Source organism: Vibrio splendidus (genome assembly GCF_024347615.1).
GTDB lineage: Bacteria > Pseudomonadota > Gammaproteobacteria > Enterobacterales > Vibrionaceae > Vibrio > Vibrio splendidus.
This window is the reverse complement of record NZ_AP025509.1, coordinates 867171-885235: the sequence shown is the minus strand read 5'-3', so window position 1 is coordinate 885235 and position 18065 is coordinate 867171. Positions and strand designations below refer to the sequence as shown.

General features: G+C 45.8%; 4 protein-coding genes. 3 read left to right on the top strand and 1 reads right to left on the bottom strand.

Features of this window, described 5'->3' with window-relative positions:
- Genes OCU90_RS21205 through OCU90_RS21195 form a run of 3 tightly spaced genes read left to right on the top strand, consistent with a single transcriptional unit; the run spans nt 1 to nt 5202 of the window.
- Entirely contained in the window at nt 1-1647 is a 1647-nt protein-coding gene (locus tag OCU90_RS21205) for an ABC transporter transmembrane domain-containing protein (protein ID WP_061025418.1), read from the top strand.
- Complete coding sequence (locus OCU90_RS21200; protein ID WP_061025419.1) at nt 1644-3896, top strand: ABC transporter transmembrane domain-containing protein; 2253 nt, start codon at nt 1644-1646, stop codon at nt 3894-3896. The genes OCU90_RS21205 and OCU90_RS21200 overlap by 4 nt, the downstream gene beginning before the upstream one ends.
- Nucleotides 3889-5202, top strand: a complete 1314-nt coding sequence (locus OCU90_RS21195) for an HlyD family type I secretion periplasmic adaptor subunit (RefSeq protein WP_061025421.1) — start codon at nt 3889-3891, stop codon at nt 5200-5202. The genes OCU90_RS21200 and OCU90_RS21195 overlap by 8 nt, the downstream gene beginning before the upstream one ends.
- A gap of 89 nt (nt 5203-5291) precedes the next feature.
- On the opposite strand, the gene OCU90_RS21190 is transcribed toward OCU90_RS21195, so the two are convergent.
- Nucleotides 5292-17990 carry a VCBS domain-containing protein gene (locus tag OCU90_RS21190; RefSeq protein ID WP_061025422.1) on the bottom strand — a complete coding sequence of 4233 codons (12699 nt, stop codon included), beginning with the start codon at nt 17988-17990 and terminating at the stop codon, nt 5292-5294.
- Nucleotides 17991-18065: the final 75 nt, after the last annotated feature.

The window sequence follows — 18065 nt, the reverse complement described above, 5'->3', positions numbered from 1 at the left end:
ATGCCCGCAAGTTCAATGAAAAACAAAGGGGTGGTGGGGAAAGTCCTACTGCCTTCTTTACTCATGAATCTTCTCTCTCTCGCCGTTCCATTAACGGTTTTACAAATTTACGATCGTATTTTACCTAACCAAAGTTACGGTACTGCCACATTGTTGTTGGCGGGTGCAGCGTTGGCTGTTGCCATGGAAGCATTAATCCGGTTTGTGCGTACTTGGCTTTTGTCAGCCGCGGCCAGCAATACCGAGAAAGTGACCTATCAAACCTTGGTTGAAAGAGTAACAACGGCTTCATCAGGCCATCTTCGCCACATTGGTGTTGGCGGCGTGGAAGAGGGGCTGGGCTCAGTATCAAAAGTCAAAGATTGGTATTCCGGTGGTGTGATTGCAGGCTTTATTGATTTGCCTTTTGCCTTGATCTTCTTGGGCTTGGTGGCTTACATCGGCGGTGAGCTGGTGGCGATACCTTTGGCAGTTTGGCTGATTACTCTTGGAATCGTTTGGTTATCTTCTATTCGTGTTAAAAGCTTAAGTGAAGAGGCTTCCCAAGATGAGCAGGAGCGAAAAGCGTTTTTGATTTTGCTAAGCCAAACCATTCAGGGAATCAAACGCCAGGCCGTTGAGTCTCGAATCTTCAATCAGTTTAAATCCCTCAATAACGTTCGGTCTCAGTCTAAAGCGAGAGAAGAAGAACAGAACGCCTTTGCCCAAGAATGTATTCAGCTTGCCGCATTAGCCACGTCAGTTTTACTCGTAATTACGGGGAGCTTGTGGGTGTTGGATGGTCAGTTAACTACTGGTGGCTTGGCGGCATGTTCTATCTTATCTGGCAGAGCGGTTGCGCCTTTGAGTGCTCTGGTTGGGGTTAGAATCAAGCTTAATTCAATACACAGTGCTAATCAGGCAATAGAAAAATTGAGTGACTTGTCACTATCTGAGTTTTCAGGTTCTGAGCAAGCTGAGAACCACTTATCTGAGTTTGAGACGTTGGAAATTAAGCAAGCGACCGTTGAAAGATACGGTGAACTCTCTCATGCAGATGTCACACTGAATAAAGGTGAGTTGGTATTGTTAGAGAGTGAGGACCGCCACACCAACAGTCATTTATTGTCGTCGATTGCAGGTATCGATGATCTAAAAGCGGGGGAGTGCTTCATTAACGGAGCTGCCGTTTCAATCGCATCCGTAACCAACATTGCGGCCTACTGCGGCGTTAAAGGGCAGTTGGTGTCGGGTACTATTCTCGACAACTTGTGCGGTTTTGACCCTGAGAAAACGCAAAGCGCCAGTGACTATGCAAAGCGTTTGGGTTTAACCAAAGAGATTACTCGATTACCCGATGGGCTCGAGACACAAATTGGCCATACGAGTGCTTCTTTGTTGAGTATGGGTAACGTGAAAATGCTCAATATCGCGGCTCAATTGGCAAGTGATAAACCCATAATCATGTTGGAAAGGCCGGATTCTTCACTTGATTTAGACGCCCTTGGGAATTTAGCTAAGGTGTTGGAAGAAGAAGTAACAGCAGGGCGGACGATACTGATGGTGAGCTACTATTCTAAGCTTCGCGAATTGGCTAATCGAATCATTACAGTGGAAAGTCGAGCTATTACGGTCGACAGCGAGAGCACTCAGGAGGCCGTCGTATGAATCGTTTAGATATTGGTAACCCTTCAGGTAAGAACAACCGTGCAGATACCAGCGGTCGACAAGAGGTGATGAATCATTTAGAAACCGAGAGCCTTTCCGTTCTTAAGCAGTTGGAAGTGAATGCTAATATCCAGTTGTTCGCACATCAATGGGTCGATGAAAATGGCATTGAATCAATCGACGATATGTTTGCCTTGTTCGACAGGCTTGCACTGCCTTATCGCTTGGTTGCCAACCTAGATGAAGTTGGTGAACATAAATTGGTCTTACTGGTACTTGGTGAACATGAGCTGGTCTCTGGTCATTTAGAATCCAAGCAATTTGTTGCTTTTAACGCCAATGACGACATCACCGATGTCCCTCAGTTTTTCATCGTTATCGATGGGCCACCATTAGAGAAGGCCTCTCCTGACTGGGTTGGCGAAAGGTTACATGCGTTTCGTCCCATCATTCCTAAATTGTTGTTGGTCAGCTTTATCACTAACTTATTTGCGCTTGCTGTTCCCTTCATCACGATGTCGATTTATGACCATGTGATTGGTGGTGATGCAGGGCATGAGTTGCAAGGTATCGCCATTGGCGCGGCGTTGTTGTTTGTGATGATGGGTTGGTTGAGAACATTACGTAGCCGAGTGTTTGCTTCAGTTTCCAACCGAGTAAGTCGTGAGATTTCTCAATCCCTCGTGCAGCGTCTGCTTCGTAATAGCTATGCTCAAAATCAGCAAACAGCTTCTTCTAGTCAGCAAAACCAAGTGATGCTGTCAGAGCGTATTTCAGGTGTGCTATCGGGGCCATTAGGAAATGCGCTGTTTGATCTGCCATTCATTCTTATTTTTGTACTTGCGATAGGTGTTTTAGGCGGATGGTTGGTACTGGTTCCAGTCGTCTCTTTAATCCTTTATTACTTGCTAGCAAAACGCTCGATACGCTCTAGCAGTAAGCGCTCAATGCAATCGACAGTGGCAGGTACGAATCGTCAAAACATGACCAATGAACTGTCATCCAAGCTTGCCTTTATTCGCAGTGCTGGATTCTCAGAGCACTGGATTCAACGTTTCAAAAAGGCCAATCTTCTTGCTTCAACAGTGACCTTTAATCAATCGGTTCTCCAGAGCCGGTACACCTCGATTTACTATTTCATTGGTGTGGGGTCGACACTCGCCGTGATGGGGTTAGGAATAGGACTTATTTTTGAACAAGTGATGACGCCCGGTGGTTTGATTGCTTCAATGATGTTGATATCTAAGGTGACTGGCCCAGCTCAGGTGTTGGCAAACAGCGCGATGCGTTTTAATAGCTTTAATCAATCCAAGCTGCAAGTGAACCGTATTTTGTCTCAGCCATCTGAGCGTGAATTCAGTTACCAGCATCACCCGTTACCTGTGGTAGCGCCTAACTTGAAATTAGACCAAGTGACACTGCGTTATCCTAAACAGAGTCGCCCCGCTTTGAATGGTGTGAGCTTTGATATTGAAGCCGGTGAAATTGTCGCGATTACCGGCCCTTCTGGGAGCGGTAAATCAACATTAATTGAAGTGCTGTCTGGCTTGCAGCCTATCCAAAACGGCATGGTCGAGCTTGAAGGCGTTAACCTCGTTCAATACGATCCGCAGCTTTATCGCCACTGGTGTTTCATTCGAGCCGCATATCCTGATTTGCTTACGCTGAGTATTCGAGAGTGGCTAAACGACGGTCACAAAGTCGAAGATCAGAAAATGATCTCTGCAATTGAAATTGTGGGAGGAAAGCGTTGGTTCGAGACATTATCAGGTGGGCTCGATACTTCCATCAGCAGTATTCAGCCGGACAGCCTTTTTGACATGTTGTCTGGCAGCGTCGCGCAGATCCTCATTGACGCGAAAGCGCTGGTTTATGACTACCCAATGTTCTTAATGGATAATCCTGTGCCTGATGCTCACCCAAATGCTAAACGTATATTTGGTGAGTTTGTGCAGTCGAAAAAAGGAAAAGCAACGGTGATTTACACGTCCCACGATCCGGATTTAATCAAGCTTGCCGATAAAGTGGTGGTATTAAATGAAGGTGCAGTGGTTTATGCCGGTCCATTAGAGCCGGAGCAGTCTTCGAAGCAGGAACAGCCTTCAGAGCCTCAAGCTTCTCAAGAACCGCTGTTATCTGAGCAACCGTTATCTCAAGAGCTACAGCCGTCAACTCAAGAGGCGTCTGCTCAACAAAATGCAGCCCAACAAGAACAATCAAAGTCTAAGCAAGGAGTCGCTAATGACTAAACAATCTATCGAGAAGGGCAAGCGCTACGGTGAACTTGTTGAATCACAAAATACGGCTCGTACATTGGCGCTGGCCACATGGTCGGTTGCCTTATGTGTTATTGCTTTTGCCACTTGGTCTGTAGTCACTCAAGTTGATGAAATCGCCAAAGCCAAAGGTGCTGTGATTCCGGAAGGCGAGAAGCAAGTATTACAAAGCGCGATTGGCGGTAAGTTAAAGCAAATTCTCGTTAAAGAAGGCCAGTTGGTAGAGAAAGGCCAGCCGCTTGTTGAGTTTGATGCCACTTTCCAGCGTACCGCCCTTGAAGAGCTAAAGTCCCAACAAGTGACGCTTCTAGCCAGTGTGGAACGTATGAATGCGCTGCTTGAGCAGCGTGAGCCTAACCTTGCTGAGTTTGAGGTCGATTACCCAGAGATCGTCAGCCAACAAAAAGCGCAGCTAAACGCGCAAAAAGCCCTCTACTTCCAAAAGCGTGTGGTGCTTGAGAAAGAGAGCGAGCAAATTGCAGAGCAGCTTCGTAGCGTAGAAAAGGCCTTGCCGAGTTATGAGAAAGAGTTAAATGCGACTAAGCAAGAGTTGAACATACTGGAAAAGGGTTATAAATCGGGCAACATTTCACGCTTACGTGTGCTTGAAATGCGTCAGAAACTGGCCAGTATTGAGCAGAAAATTGAAGAAGCTCGTGGCAAGAAGTCGGTATTGATTAGACAAGCTGACAGTAATGACCAAAAAATTATACAGCTTCTGGCCGAGGCGAAAGCTAAAGTGAGCGATGATCGTTCTAAAGCCGTCTCTGACTTGTCAGCCCTGAACGCCAGAGTACGTTCAAGCCAAGCGAAACTGACCTACACCATGTTAGTGTCGCCGCTACAAGGTTTGGTGCAAAGCCTGCCAAGTACACAGAACGGAGGTGTTATTCAGCCGGGTGGGACAGTGGTTGAAATTGTTCCTGTTGGTGGGAAAGCAGACTTTAAAGCGCGTTTATCGCCAAGAGATATTGGTTTTGTTAGTGTAGGGCAGCCGACTCGTATCAAGATTGATGCGTTTGATTACAGCCGCTTTGGGGCGCTAAAAGGAGCGGTTGAGAGTATTTCACCGACCACAAGTCAAAGCGAACGTGGCGAGATCTATTATGAAGTCGTCGTCTCGGTGGATGTTCCCTATTTCCGTGATAATCCGGAGAGCTTTTCTATCTTGCCAGGTATGACGGGCGAGGTAGATATTACAACCGGTGAGAAGTCCGTTTTCCAGTATTTATGGAAACCGATCTACACCAATGTCAGTGTCGCATTTGGTGAAAGGTAGCTACTTTAACTAGTCGATGAGAGTATACGAATAAGAAAATAGAAAAGGGAGCACATCATGTGCTCCCTTTTGTTTAGTCTCGTTATCGGTTAACTATTTGGATCAATGTCCGGTAACCCATCGATATCGTTGTGATGATGGTGCTCATCATCTTGGTTATGGTTGATGTTTGCATCATGGTGTTCCAGCGCGTCTGACATATCCAAGTGCGCTTGGTCATGTGTTGCTGCATCTGGTTGGTCGACTTGTGCAAGTACGATATCCATATCCGCAGGTTGATCGTGAACCGTTGTCGATGTCGCATCGGGTTTAATGCCCAATGCATCCAGATAAGCTGCTGCACCATGGTGGCTGGTTTTCTGTTCGGGTTCTTGATGGGTCTGCTGGGTTAAATCCAGATTACTATCATCGCTTAGTGTGACCGTAAAGTCGGCTTGCGAAGCCATATCTGGCTCGTCATGTTGAACAGGAGGCGGTGGCGGTGGCGCAGGGTGCGATGTATGGACTAAAGGTGTGATTGTCATATCAACCACTTCAGTTCCAACTGTCAGCTTTCCACTATGTCCAGGCCCATGACTGAGTATCTGAATATTCACATGGGCGACCACTTCATCTTGATTTGACCCTTGCAATGCTACTTCAAATTTATCTTCATGTTGACCGATACCTGAAGCGCTGCCATGTGGGCCCGTATGAACCTGAGCTTGCTCTTGGTAATGTAAGTGGCCGGTTTGAGGATCAATGGTTAATGTTCCATATTGCCCATGGTGGCTGGTGACATATTGTCCATTAGGTAAATGGATTCGCCAACCGCTTTGTGCTGTTGGTACCGGAGTTAAAGATGGTAACAGTGGTGGTATTCCAAGAGTGCCAGACACTTGGTGGCTTCCCGATGGCGGTCTGACAATAATTGGTTCAGGAATAGCGCTTGCAGCAAAACCTTGGCTACCCGCGGTATTACCGTGTTCGTCAGTCATTGTTGCTTGTACATTAGAACCCGGATGAACTTCAATTTGTATTCCGTGCTGTAGAGTATGAGCATCTAATACATGATCCTGACCGTTAACGACAAGATGCTCACCGATTTTGGCATCACCAGGAGGCGTAACGGTTGCTGTGATCGTGTTTGCTTGTCCTCGGGCGATTTCAGCTTTGCTGTATAAGTTGTCTGCCCCTGCGTTTTCAAAGGTAATCGTAGGAACGCTAACCTGTGTATCAACTTGGTAAGTAACATCTGCAGTGGCATGAGCGCTATTACCTGCGGTATCTGTTACCGCTACTGATGCCTCTATTTTTTGGTCAGCATCGGCGATGAGTTCACTGCCAGGTACGGCAATTGAATAGTGTCCTTTTGCATCGACCACGCCAGTATGCTGTGTCCCATTTACATCTAAAGTCACAATGTCGCCTGTATTAAAATCGCCAGAAACGGATCCGGTGATGTCAATGGAGCTGTTGGATTCTTGAGCATTAATCACATTGTCGGCGGTAATCGGGTCTGTTTGAATACCGACGTGTACTTGCGTATCTATATGGACAGACAGAGGCGAAGAAGTTGCAGACATCACTGATGAAGGAGCCAATGCTTTGGCGGATAGATTATGATCGCCGTCCGATAAGCTGCTTACTGAAACACTATATTGGCCAGAGGCATCAGATACCGAGTGTCCAACGGGTGTGGAACCATCGTAAATCGTGACTTTCGAGAATGGAATATCAGTGTGTCCGGTAATCGTTGGGGTCGTGTCATTGGTCAGGTTGTCAGTTTGCGATGAACCTGAATCGCTTGTTGACGCGAGATCCAGAGTAACGGTGTTCGTTGGCGCGACGTTAGTGCCTGAAGGCAAGGTTGGTTGCGTCGCAGTTACCACAGGTTGGTGCGGAACAGTCGTCGAGGTGACTAAGCTACCCGTTGGTGACATGGTGACATGTCCCGAGGCATCAAAGGTGATGAATTTCGAATCTTCCGTATGGCCGTCACTGACTTTTACTTCGAATACATCGACACCATGATAGGAGTTGGTGGCAGAGTTATAACTCATTCCTGTGATAGAGGTATTTGGTGTGTAGACGTAGTCACCAGTATTTGGATCTACCGACAATGAACCGAATTGCCCTGTTGAGCTGACGACAGAGAACATATGAGTGTCATTAACGTCTACATCTGTCTCTGTTAATGTGCCTGTCGTTGATGATGTTTGGTTAACGCCGAGAATCGGTGCGTCATTGGTTCCGGTAATGGTAACCACGATATCATGGTGCGTGCCATCTGCAGATTGAACCGTGATGGTTTCAGTGTCTGTCTGACCTTCGCCAAGCTGTTGAACTATAGGATGGTTGTTATCAAGGTCGTAAGTCCAGTGACCATTTACATCGATATGAGCGTGCCCATAGCCTTTGCTTCCGGCTATTCCAGCTCCACCCTGTACCGCGGTAAACCCTGCTGTTCCATCAGGATCACTCGCCGTCAACGTACCTGAAGCTTGAAGTGTTATGTCTTCTTTGGCCACTCCTGTGGAGTCTCCACTGAATGTTGCAGGGTCAGCGACACTCGCTATATTAATGAGTATTGACCCTTCTTTTGAATCAAGATGACCATCGTTTGCGGTAAATTGCACCCCTCCTAATCCGCTGACACCAGAACTAAAGTAGTTGTGAGTTGGGGTGAAGATGAGTGATGAAACGTCGGAGGCGCTGACGTCATCACCAACATTCACTGTGGTGCCATTCAGCGATAACACGCCATGGGCGACATTGGTAATCGTGATGTGGTTTAACGCATCTCCATCAATATCAGAATATTTAAAGTCTGCGGTGGTGAACGCATGAGGCTTATCTTCTAAAGAACTAATAAAACTCGATCCAACGATAGGTGCATCATTGACTGCACTAACATCCACTACCATCGTTGCGCTTGCCGAATTTTTATGGCCATCATTCGCAGTAAATGTAAATTGCGCATAGTTGGCGCCGTTTTCATTAGTGATCGGCGTAAAGGTTAAATGGCCTGCGTCTAAGTCAGCCTTGCTGATTTGCTGGTTGGCGGTTACGGCGTTACCGTTTAGAAGTAATAATCCATGGCTCGGTATGCTGCTAATAGTCACGAACTGTAACGTGTCGCCATCTTGATCACTGTAACCAAATTCACTGGTTGTAAAGGTTCTGGTGATGTCTTCATTTGTAGAAACGGTTTGCCCTGTCACCGTTGGCGCATGTTGTAGAGGAGGGGTGACTTCAATAGAGAGAGAATTTTGAGAAGAATCTCCTATTGGGTTACCACCATCATCGCCGACACGATAAACCATACTTGGCACTTTACCTGTAAAGCCAGCTTCCGGGGTGAAGGTATAATGACCATTCGCTTCGATCGCGAGTGTACCGATACCGGCCATAGTATGTGGTTGCCCCGGCCTTACCGCGACATAACCTGACACGGGGTCTTTTATTTGAATATCTTGCAACACCAGATGTGCGTTGGAATCGGTGTCTGTTGCTGCACCACTCAATCCTTGATCCGTCCCAGAGCCAGTAAGTAGATTCCCTTCAACTGGACCACTATGTTGAACACCAGAATCACTAAGGCTGTGAAGAACAGGATCATCGGTGGTCCCATTAATCGTGACGGTTATTGAATGCTTGGTACCGTCTTTTGATGTGACTTCAATGCTATCTGTGAGTGTTTGTCCATTGTCTAAGTCTTGAATAGGCACACTATTGTTGTCTGCTTTATAAACCCATCTCCCAGTACTAGTGATGTCGAAATGACCATAGGTTCCATCAAGAGATATTTTCTGTTGCCCCTTAAGATCTAATGCAGCTTCGCCATGCCCATCAGCGTCAGAAACAATCAGGTGCCCATGACAAAAAAGGGCATCTGGAATGGTTGCTGACCCGGTGGTATGCAAGTTGTGATGAATGTTTGTATCTTCACTTATGCTGCCGGAGTCACCGGTAAATGTTGCGGCATCATTAACAGCAACAAGAGAAGTGTTTGCTCTTGTATGAGCTATGCCACCGTGTCTATCGGCAACATCGTAAGTAAAGTTGACCGTTCCGTTGTAATTAGGGTCGGGGTTAAAGGTAAAACTGCCATCTGAATTTGATACCAAGCTACCGTGGTCTGCAGTCAAGTTTTCAACGTGTAACCAACCTCTATCGTTAGTATCAACATCTGTCGCATTAGCGATTAATTCAGCTTGTGTAATATGTATTGAAGTATCTTCCTTACCTGAAGGTAAAGAGACCTCACCACTAACGGTTGGTACATCATTATTGCCATGCACAACAACAGAGACACTTTTCGAGACATGGCTACCATCAGTAGACACTGCCTCAACCGTAAAGTGCTCCCAATATTCGTCGCCGTCTCCTAGTTTTGTCGCTTTGCTCTGATCAACGTCATAATGCCATTGTCCATCTGCACTTAGATGGAACGTTCCATACTGACCGCTAATGCCACCTGTTGGTGTTTGTGTCCAGCTCACCGTATCGTGGAGATCAACATCATGTGCGACTACATTGCCGGTAACTGAAGCACCTGTTTGGGCATTTTCTACGACATGACCCAGTTCTGAATTGGAATCGATGACGACCCCATCCTCTGTGCCGTTAACCTTAACCGTAATAGGAAATTCAGTACCATCGGTTGCTATTAGCTTTATAGATTCGGTTAATGATTCGCCATGCTTTAACTCTTGAACATGAACATTATTATTGTCGCCAATATAACTCCAAGAGTGCTCACCTTTGTGAGATCCACTTGCGATAGTGTGGAACTGGAATTTGCCATAAGGAGTCGTTACATCTAGGTTACTGCCTATATTCCATGTGTATTGTTTGCCTGCAAATTCGACAGTGACTTGAGTATTAGGGCTGTCTACATCAGTAACTTGTAGCGCTTGCCAATCTACAGCATCCATAATATTGGCATTCGTAGACATATGAGTGGCGATATCTTCAGTTGCAACACCATGATCAATGCCAGAAATAATGGTTTTGTCATCGACAGCAGCAAGTGTCGTACTCGCTCCAGTATGCGTAACACCACCATGCGCATCTTTTACATCGTAACTAAAATGAACTTGGCCGTTATAGTCTTTGGTTGGGGTAAAAGTGTAGGTGCCGTCTTTGTTATCTTGAATAGAACCATGATCGGCATGAAGGTTCGCAATCGTCAGCTTGCCTAAGTCATTCGCATCTACGTCGACAGTATTGGCAAGAAGCTCTTGAGTAGTCAACGATACTTGCGTGTCTTCTTTACCACTATTAAGTTGTACTTCACTATTGCAATAAGGCCTATCGTTGTCACCATGTATCGTGATAACAATATCATGAGTAGTACCGTCTTTACTTTGTATCGTTATCGTATCAGTGAGTGTCTCATTTGCACCAAGTTGATCAATCGTCGATCCTACATTTGTTGTTAATCCACCATTTACATCAGCAGTGCCGGTTGCAACACCATAAAACCATTTACCATCTGTATTAAGAATCAAATGGCCATATTTTCCATGATAGGTATAACCAATACCTTTAGAATCAAAACTATTCTCGCCGGTATCTGGATCGATGATTGTTAGTTGCCCCTCAACATGAATCATACTATTAGTTAAATGTGCCATACCTGGCTGGGCAAAGTCTGGCGACATATCAGGGTTTCTGTTTTCATAAACATCGCCAGTATCCACACCTGATATAACGGCTTTATCTCCCACCGCATCAATATGAAGTGTGTTAGTAGCCTCTTGAGAGTCGGTATGCCCATCGTTAACAGTATATTTAAACTGAACATCGCCATTGAAATCTTGCGCAGGGACGAACTGAAGTTTACTGATGTCAGCTGTAGGGATCTGTTGTCCCGCTGTAACATCGTGTCCATCAAGTAAAAACTTACCTTGTGTTGCTGGCGGAAGATCTGTGATTGCTATGGAATGTAGCGTATCGCCGGAGTCGATATCGGTGAACCCAAATTGACTGGCTTGCATTTGGTAGTGCGTGTCTTCAGTGCCATGTGCAAGTGTTGTCGCAATGATGGTCGGCTGATCATTGGTGCCTGTCACCGTTATGGTTATATCGTGGGCAGTGTGGTCTGCAGAATAAACACGATATACAACCTTTTCTACTTCACCTTCAGCTAATGATTGCAAGCGACTGTTTGAAACCTCATACCCCCAACTTCCAGCTGGAGTTATTCTTAGATCTCCACCAAAGGGGTCATGTATCGCTTTCTCACCAAATTGGTTAAACCGGAAATGATCTTCGCCTGTGTCAGGATCAGTTACAGACAAAGAGCCTGATACTGCAATCTTTTGAGCTGAGCTGTGCCCGATATTATGGTCTTCTATAATTGACGCCGTATCAACCCCAGAAATAATAGCTTTATCAGATACTGCATTCACTGAAAGCATCATACCTGACATACCGATATGGCCTGTAGACGGGTCTATTGCCCTAGCACCATGACTATCAGCGATATAGTAAGTAAAAGTAGCACGTCCATTAAAATTAGCTTCAGGAGTGTACAGCACAGTTTTCCCATCAGGAGAAATGACAGCGGTTCCATGGTCAACACTCAGCTGTTCTAGATGAAGGGCATCCCCGTGGTCAATATCTTTTCCAACAAGACTAAAGCGTTCTATTGGAATAGTGACCGCTTTATCTTCATCTGTACTTATTGGATTCGAACCTCCACCTAAACTTCCATAACCAGAAAAAATAAGGTGTGGATTATCATTAGTACCATGAAGTGTGATATTAATTCGTTGAGTAGTTCCATCAACAGTTGACACTTCGTACACTAAATCTGTTGTTTCACCCTGAGCCATATGCTGGACTAAGTCATTCCTCACTGAATAGTACCAATAACCACTAGGTGAAATAATCAACCCATTTTGGTGAGAATTAAATGGGTCATGGATTTTTGTCACCGTAGTAAAGTGATCTTCTCCACTATCAGGATCAATTATATGCAAATCACCATGAACACTTAACATACCTTGATACTGCTGAAGTTTATCTTCTGTAATATCACCAGAATGCGGGCCTGTAATAACCGCCGCATCACTGGTTGGTGCTAACGTCATACTCGCTGAAGTCGCTGTACTGCCAGCATGTGCATCTTTTACATCATAGGTAAAAGAGACTTTCCCATTGTAATCTAGGGCTGGATGAAAGGTAAAAGTACCGTCATGATTATCGGTGATTTTGCCATGGTCGGCGGTGAGATTGGCCACTGAGAGTTGCCCTGCATCATTGTGGTCGATGTCTGTAGCGTTGGCGAGTAAATCAGAAGCGTGTAGAACGACATCTGTATCTTCAGTTCCTGCAGGAAGAGTTGTTACCGAAGAAACCTTAGGGTCATCATTTGTACCGTGGATTGTGATCTGAATTTCATGACTTGTTCCATCGACACTGTGGATTGTCACTTTATCGACAAGAGTCTCTGTTGACCCAAGGTTTTGAATTTCTGGTTTACGATTATCAATTGTATAAGTATAAGTACCATCTTGTTGTAAAAGTACCCACCCACCCATTTTTGTATCATAGCCAATTCCGTGATAGGTGTGGCCTCTTTGAATATCAAACTGAGCTTCACCTTGGTCGGGGTCAACAATATCTAATTTTCCATCAAAATGAAGATTATATTGTGTATCAATATAACCACGATCTTCTGTCACATTCCCTTGATCAATTCCAGTAATAGTCGCAGCATCGCCAGTTGCTTGTAAGTGTAAATTCGCGCCTGTTGCAGTGATACCCCCATGCGCATCTGTCACGTCATAGCTAAAATGAACTTGTCCGTTATAGTCTTTGGTTGGAGTAAAAGTGTAGGTGCCATCTTTGTTATCAACAACAGAACCGTGATCGACTAACAGATTCGCAATGGAAAGTTTGCCTGCGTCATTCGCATCCACGTCGACAGTATTGGCTAATAAATCAGCTTTGGTGAAAGTAAGTGCTGTATCTTCTGTGCCTGTGGAAAGTGTTACTTCAGAACTGATATAAGGTCTATCATTATCACCATGAATGGTAATGACTATGTCGTGACTTGTACCATCTTTAGAATAAACGGTAATGGTGTCGGTGAGGGTTTGATTTTCACCTAATTCATCAATAGTCGTGCCGACGGTTGTGTTACGATGACTAACCCAATCAACGCTGCCAACAGTAACATGATAATGCCAAGTACCATCTGGGTTTAATATTAAGTGCCCATACTGGCCATGGTAAGAGTTATTCCAAGCTCCCCCTTTAGAGTCAAACTGAGATTCCCCAGTATCTGGGTCAACAATATCCAACTTGCCATCAGCTGATAGTCCAGCTTGTCCTAGCTTCACCAAACCAGGTTGAGCGTAATCTGGTGACATATCACCGAAACTGCCATGACCTTCATCGACATTGCCAGTTGTAGTTCCAGTGATTACCGCTGCATCATTGGTGCCATTCACCGTAATCGTAATTTGATGTGGTGTGCCGTCAGCAGAATGGACAGTAATGGTATCGGTAGCGGTTGTTCCTTTACCTAACGCTTGAACGGTTGGGTTCTTATTATCTAAGTCATAAGTCCATGTACCCGAATCAGTGAGGTGTAAGGTGCCTAAAGTCCCAGCAATATCGGTATTGGAGAAGTGTGCTTGACCGGCATCAACATCAGTCACAGTCAGTGAGCCAGAGGTTTTAAGCTGAGATTCTTCGGTTACCACGCCGGCACTTGTTCCGCTTATCACGGCTTTGTCATTGGTCCCGTTAATCGTGACTTTTATGGTCGAAGGTGTGCCATCGATGGACGAGACAGTGAAAGTCTCTTCGACTTTATCGCCAACGTTTAATTGATTAAACGCACTGTTGGCGGTGAAGGTCCATTGGCCATTAGCACCAATGGTGAGGTTGCCGTTGGTGCCAGTAATCGAATCCGGTGTGAATGCGTTATCTGGGTTATCGACGTCGATACTGGTTAGGGTGCCTGAGGTCGTTACTGCTTTGTCGGTCTCATCAATGGCGACGGTCGCACTGCTGACAGTAGCGGCGTCGTTAGTGCCGTTAATCGTTACCTTGATGGTGGACGGTGTGCCATCAATCGAAGTTACGGTGAATGTTTCTTCGACTTTATCGCCAACGTTTAATTGATTAAACGCACTGTTGGCGGTGAAGGTCCATTGGCCATTAGCACCAATGGTGAGGTTGCCGTTGGTGCCAGTAATCGAATCCGGTGTGAATGCGTTATCTGGGTTATCGACGTCGATACTGGTTAGGGTGCCTGAGGTTGTCACCGCTTTGTCGGTCTCATCCACACTGACTGTTGCGGTACTGACTGTCGCTGCATCGTTAGTGCCGTTAATCGTCACTTTGATGGTCGAAGGTGTGCCATCAACAGACGACACCGTGAAGGTTTCTTCGACTTTATCACCAACGTTTAGTTGATTAAACGTGCTGTTGGCGGTGAAGGTCCATTGGCCGTTAGCACCAATGGTGAGGTTGCCGTTGGTGCCAGTAATCGAATCCGGTGTGAATGCGTTATCTGGGTTATCGACGTCGATACTGGTTAGGGTGCCTGAGGTTGTCACCGCTTTGTCAGTCTCGTCGATGGCGACGGTCGCACTGCTGACAGTAGCTTTATCATTGGTGCCATTGATCGTCACTTTTATGGTCGACGGTGTGCCATCGATGGATGACACCGTGAAGGTCTCTTCGACCTTGTCGCCGATATTTAACTGATTAAACGCACTGCCGGCGGTGAACACCCAATGCCCGTTGGCATCAATGGTTAAGCCGCCGTGGGTTCCTGTGAGCGAAACCGGAGTGAATGTGTTGTCAGGGTTATCCACGTCGGTGCTGGTCAACGTTCCTGAGGTAGTTATAGCTTTGTCAGTTTCATCGATGGCGATGCTTGCACTGCTAACAGTGGCTTTGTCGTTAGTGCCATTAATCGTCACTTTGATGGTCGACGTTGTGCCATCAACAGACGACACCGTGAAGGTCTCTTCGACTTTATCGCCGACGTTCAATTGATTAAACGCACTGTTCGCGGTGAACGACCAATGACCATTACCATCAATAGTCAGGTCGCCATTGGTGCCTGCAATAGAATCCGGAGTAAACGCATTATCTGGGTTATCCACGTCGGTACTAGTCAATGTTCCTGAAGTAGTTACCGCTTTGTCAGTCTCGTCCACACTTACCGTTGCGGTACTGACTGTCGCTTTATCATTGGTGCCGTTAATCGTCACCTTGATGGTTGACGCTGTGCCATCAACAGAAGATACCGTGAAGGTCTCTTCGACCTTATCGCCGACATTCAATTGGTTAAACGCACTGTTCGCAGTGAACGTCCAATGACCATTGGCATCAATAGTCAGGTCACCATTAGATCCAACAACGGAATCCGGCGTGAAGGTATTATCTGTATTATCCACGTCAGTACTGGTTAGCGTACCTGAGGTAGTTACCGCTTTGTCGGTTTCATCGATAGCGACGGTCGCACTGCTGACAGTAGCGGCGTCGTTAGTGCCGTTAATCGTGACTTTAATGGTCGAAGGTGTGCCATCAACGGAAGTGACAGTGAAGGTTTCTTCTACTTTGTCGCCGACGTTTAACTGATTAAACGCGCTGTTGGCGGTGAACACCCAGTGACCACTGGCATCAATAGTTAGGTCGCCGTTAGATCCAGTAATCGAGTCTGGCGTAAACGTGTTGTCTGGGTTGTCTACATCGGTACTAGTCAACGTTCCTGATGTCGTTACTGCTTTGTCGGTCTCATCGATGGCAACGGTCGCACTGCTGACAGTAGCTGCGTCATTAGTGCCATTTACTGTGATAGTCACTTGATGCGGCGTGCCATCAGCAGAATGAACGGTGATGGTGTCGGTAGCGGTTGCTCCTTTGCCCAATGCTTGAACGTTAGGATTTGTATTATCAAGATCGTACGTCCAAGAACCAGTATCAGTCAGATGAAGCGTACCAAACGAGCCTACGATATCGGTGTTGGAGAAGTGTGCCTCGCCAGTATCCACATCCGTTACCGCAAGTGTGCCCGAGGTTTGCAGTTGTGTTTCTTCGGTCACTGCACCGGAGCTTGTTCCGCTTATCACGGCTTTATCATTGGTGCCGTTAACGGTAATTGCAATTTGATGAGGAGTGCCGTCGGCGGAGTGGATGGTTATGATGTCTGTTGTCGTAGATCCTTGACCAAGAGCCTGAACTTGTGGATTTTTATTATCTAGGTCGTAGCTCCAATCGCCATTGTCTTTAAGGTGTAAAGTACCCAGTGTCCCCTTGAGGTCGGAATTAGAAAAATGCGCCTCTTTTGAGTCGATATCGGTGATGTTGAGTTGGCCTGAAACCGTTAGGTCTTTATCTTCAGTAACTTGGCTTGAGCCATTACTTGTCCCGATAGCGAAAAATGAACTTGGTGAATTTGCTGAACTACTCGTGATTACTGCATGGTCGTTGGTGCCATTGATCGTAACCATGACTTGATGCGCTGTACCATCAGCTGAGTGAACAGTGACGATGTCTGTCGCAGTTGAACCTTGGCCAAGCCTTTGAACTACTGGGTTATTGTTGTCTAAACTGTATGTCCACGCACCGTCTTTGGTGATGCTTAGCGTACCGAAATTACTAGTCACTTGTGAGGCTTGAAAGTGGTCCTCTCCAAGATCAGAGTCCGTTACCGAAAGCTGCCCTTGAACTTGTGTCGTTAAATCTTCAGTTAACGTGCCAGCATCCACACCCGTAATTACGGCATTGTCGTCGTTCCCGCCAATCGTCATATCGATCGTTTGCGGTGTGCCATCTTTGGTGTGAATTGTGAAACTTTCGTGCAATGAAGTGGCTGCGGTTAAAGCTTGAACATTAGAGAGCGAGTTATCAACTTGATACTGCCAATGTCCATCAGCATCGATAGTTAATGAACCATATTTACCTGAGATAACTTCAGGCGTAACCGAATTTTCATTTTGGTCAGGGTCTATGACATCAATTTTACCGTTCGCATGTAACAAGCCTTGTGAATCAATATTGTGATCTTCTGTTACCACACCTGTTAGGTCTCCAGAAATATTTGGCGTGTCTTGCTTACCTGTTACCGGTATCTGAACAATGATGCTCGAGCCATTAGATAGATGTAACGCAAAATGATCAGTACCTGGTTGGTGCTGGTTTAACAGGATGTATTGAGGAGAATTTGGATTCAATACGAATGTGTATTGACCATTTGCATCAACATGAAGCTCTCCGTACGTACCTTTTATGACTTCTGGCATAAAGGTGACGGGTAAAGCGGGCGTCGTAGGCGCATTCGAATGAGTCGGCTGACCGTTACTCCCTGAGGAGATAGTCGGCATCGATACCGAAGGAATGTAATGGACTTGCGGGTGAGAAAGCGTCGATAAATGATGAGAAGGAACTAAGTTAGAGCTCGAACCATGGGCGGCATGATTTGCACTTAAGGTTGAGTTTACGTCGTTGTCACTCGCCTGAGCGTCTTGGAGAGCAACCGCTGATGAGTCCGCCTTACTATGCTCATCGGTGACATCTTTTTCGGTCACGTTATTTGCGGTTACTTGATCTGCAGCGTCACTGGAATTGTCTATGCTCTCTGCAGCAGCGTGTTTAGCCAATGATGGCAAAATCATCATGAGTGACTGAAAAAGTGGGATATTCACTTTTAGATGTGAATGCAGTCTGCGCTTCTTTTTTTGTGTTGGTTTCTTTTGCTCTAGCTCGTTACTTTTCTTGTTTTTGATTTCTGTATTTTTCTTGTTTGTTTCGACGTTTTTTTTGTTAGCCATTTTTATCATCCGTGAATCGTGGTTGCACTATTTTAAGTAAAATACACAGATAGAGGTTTCGCTAGCTAATTGGAT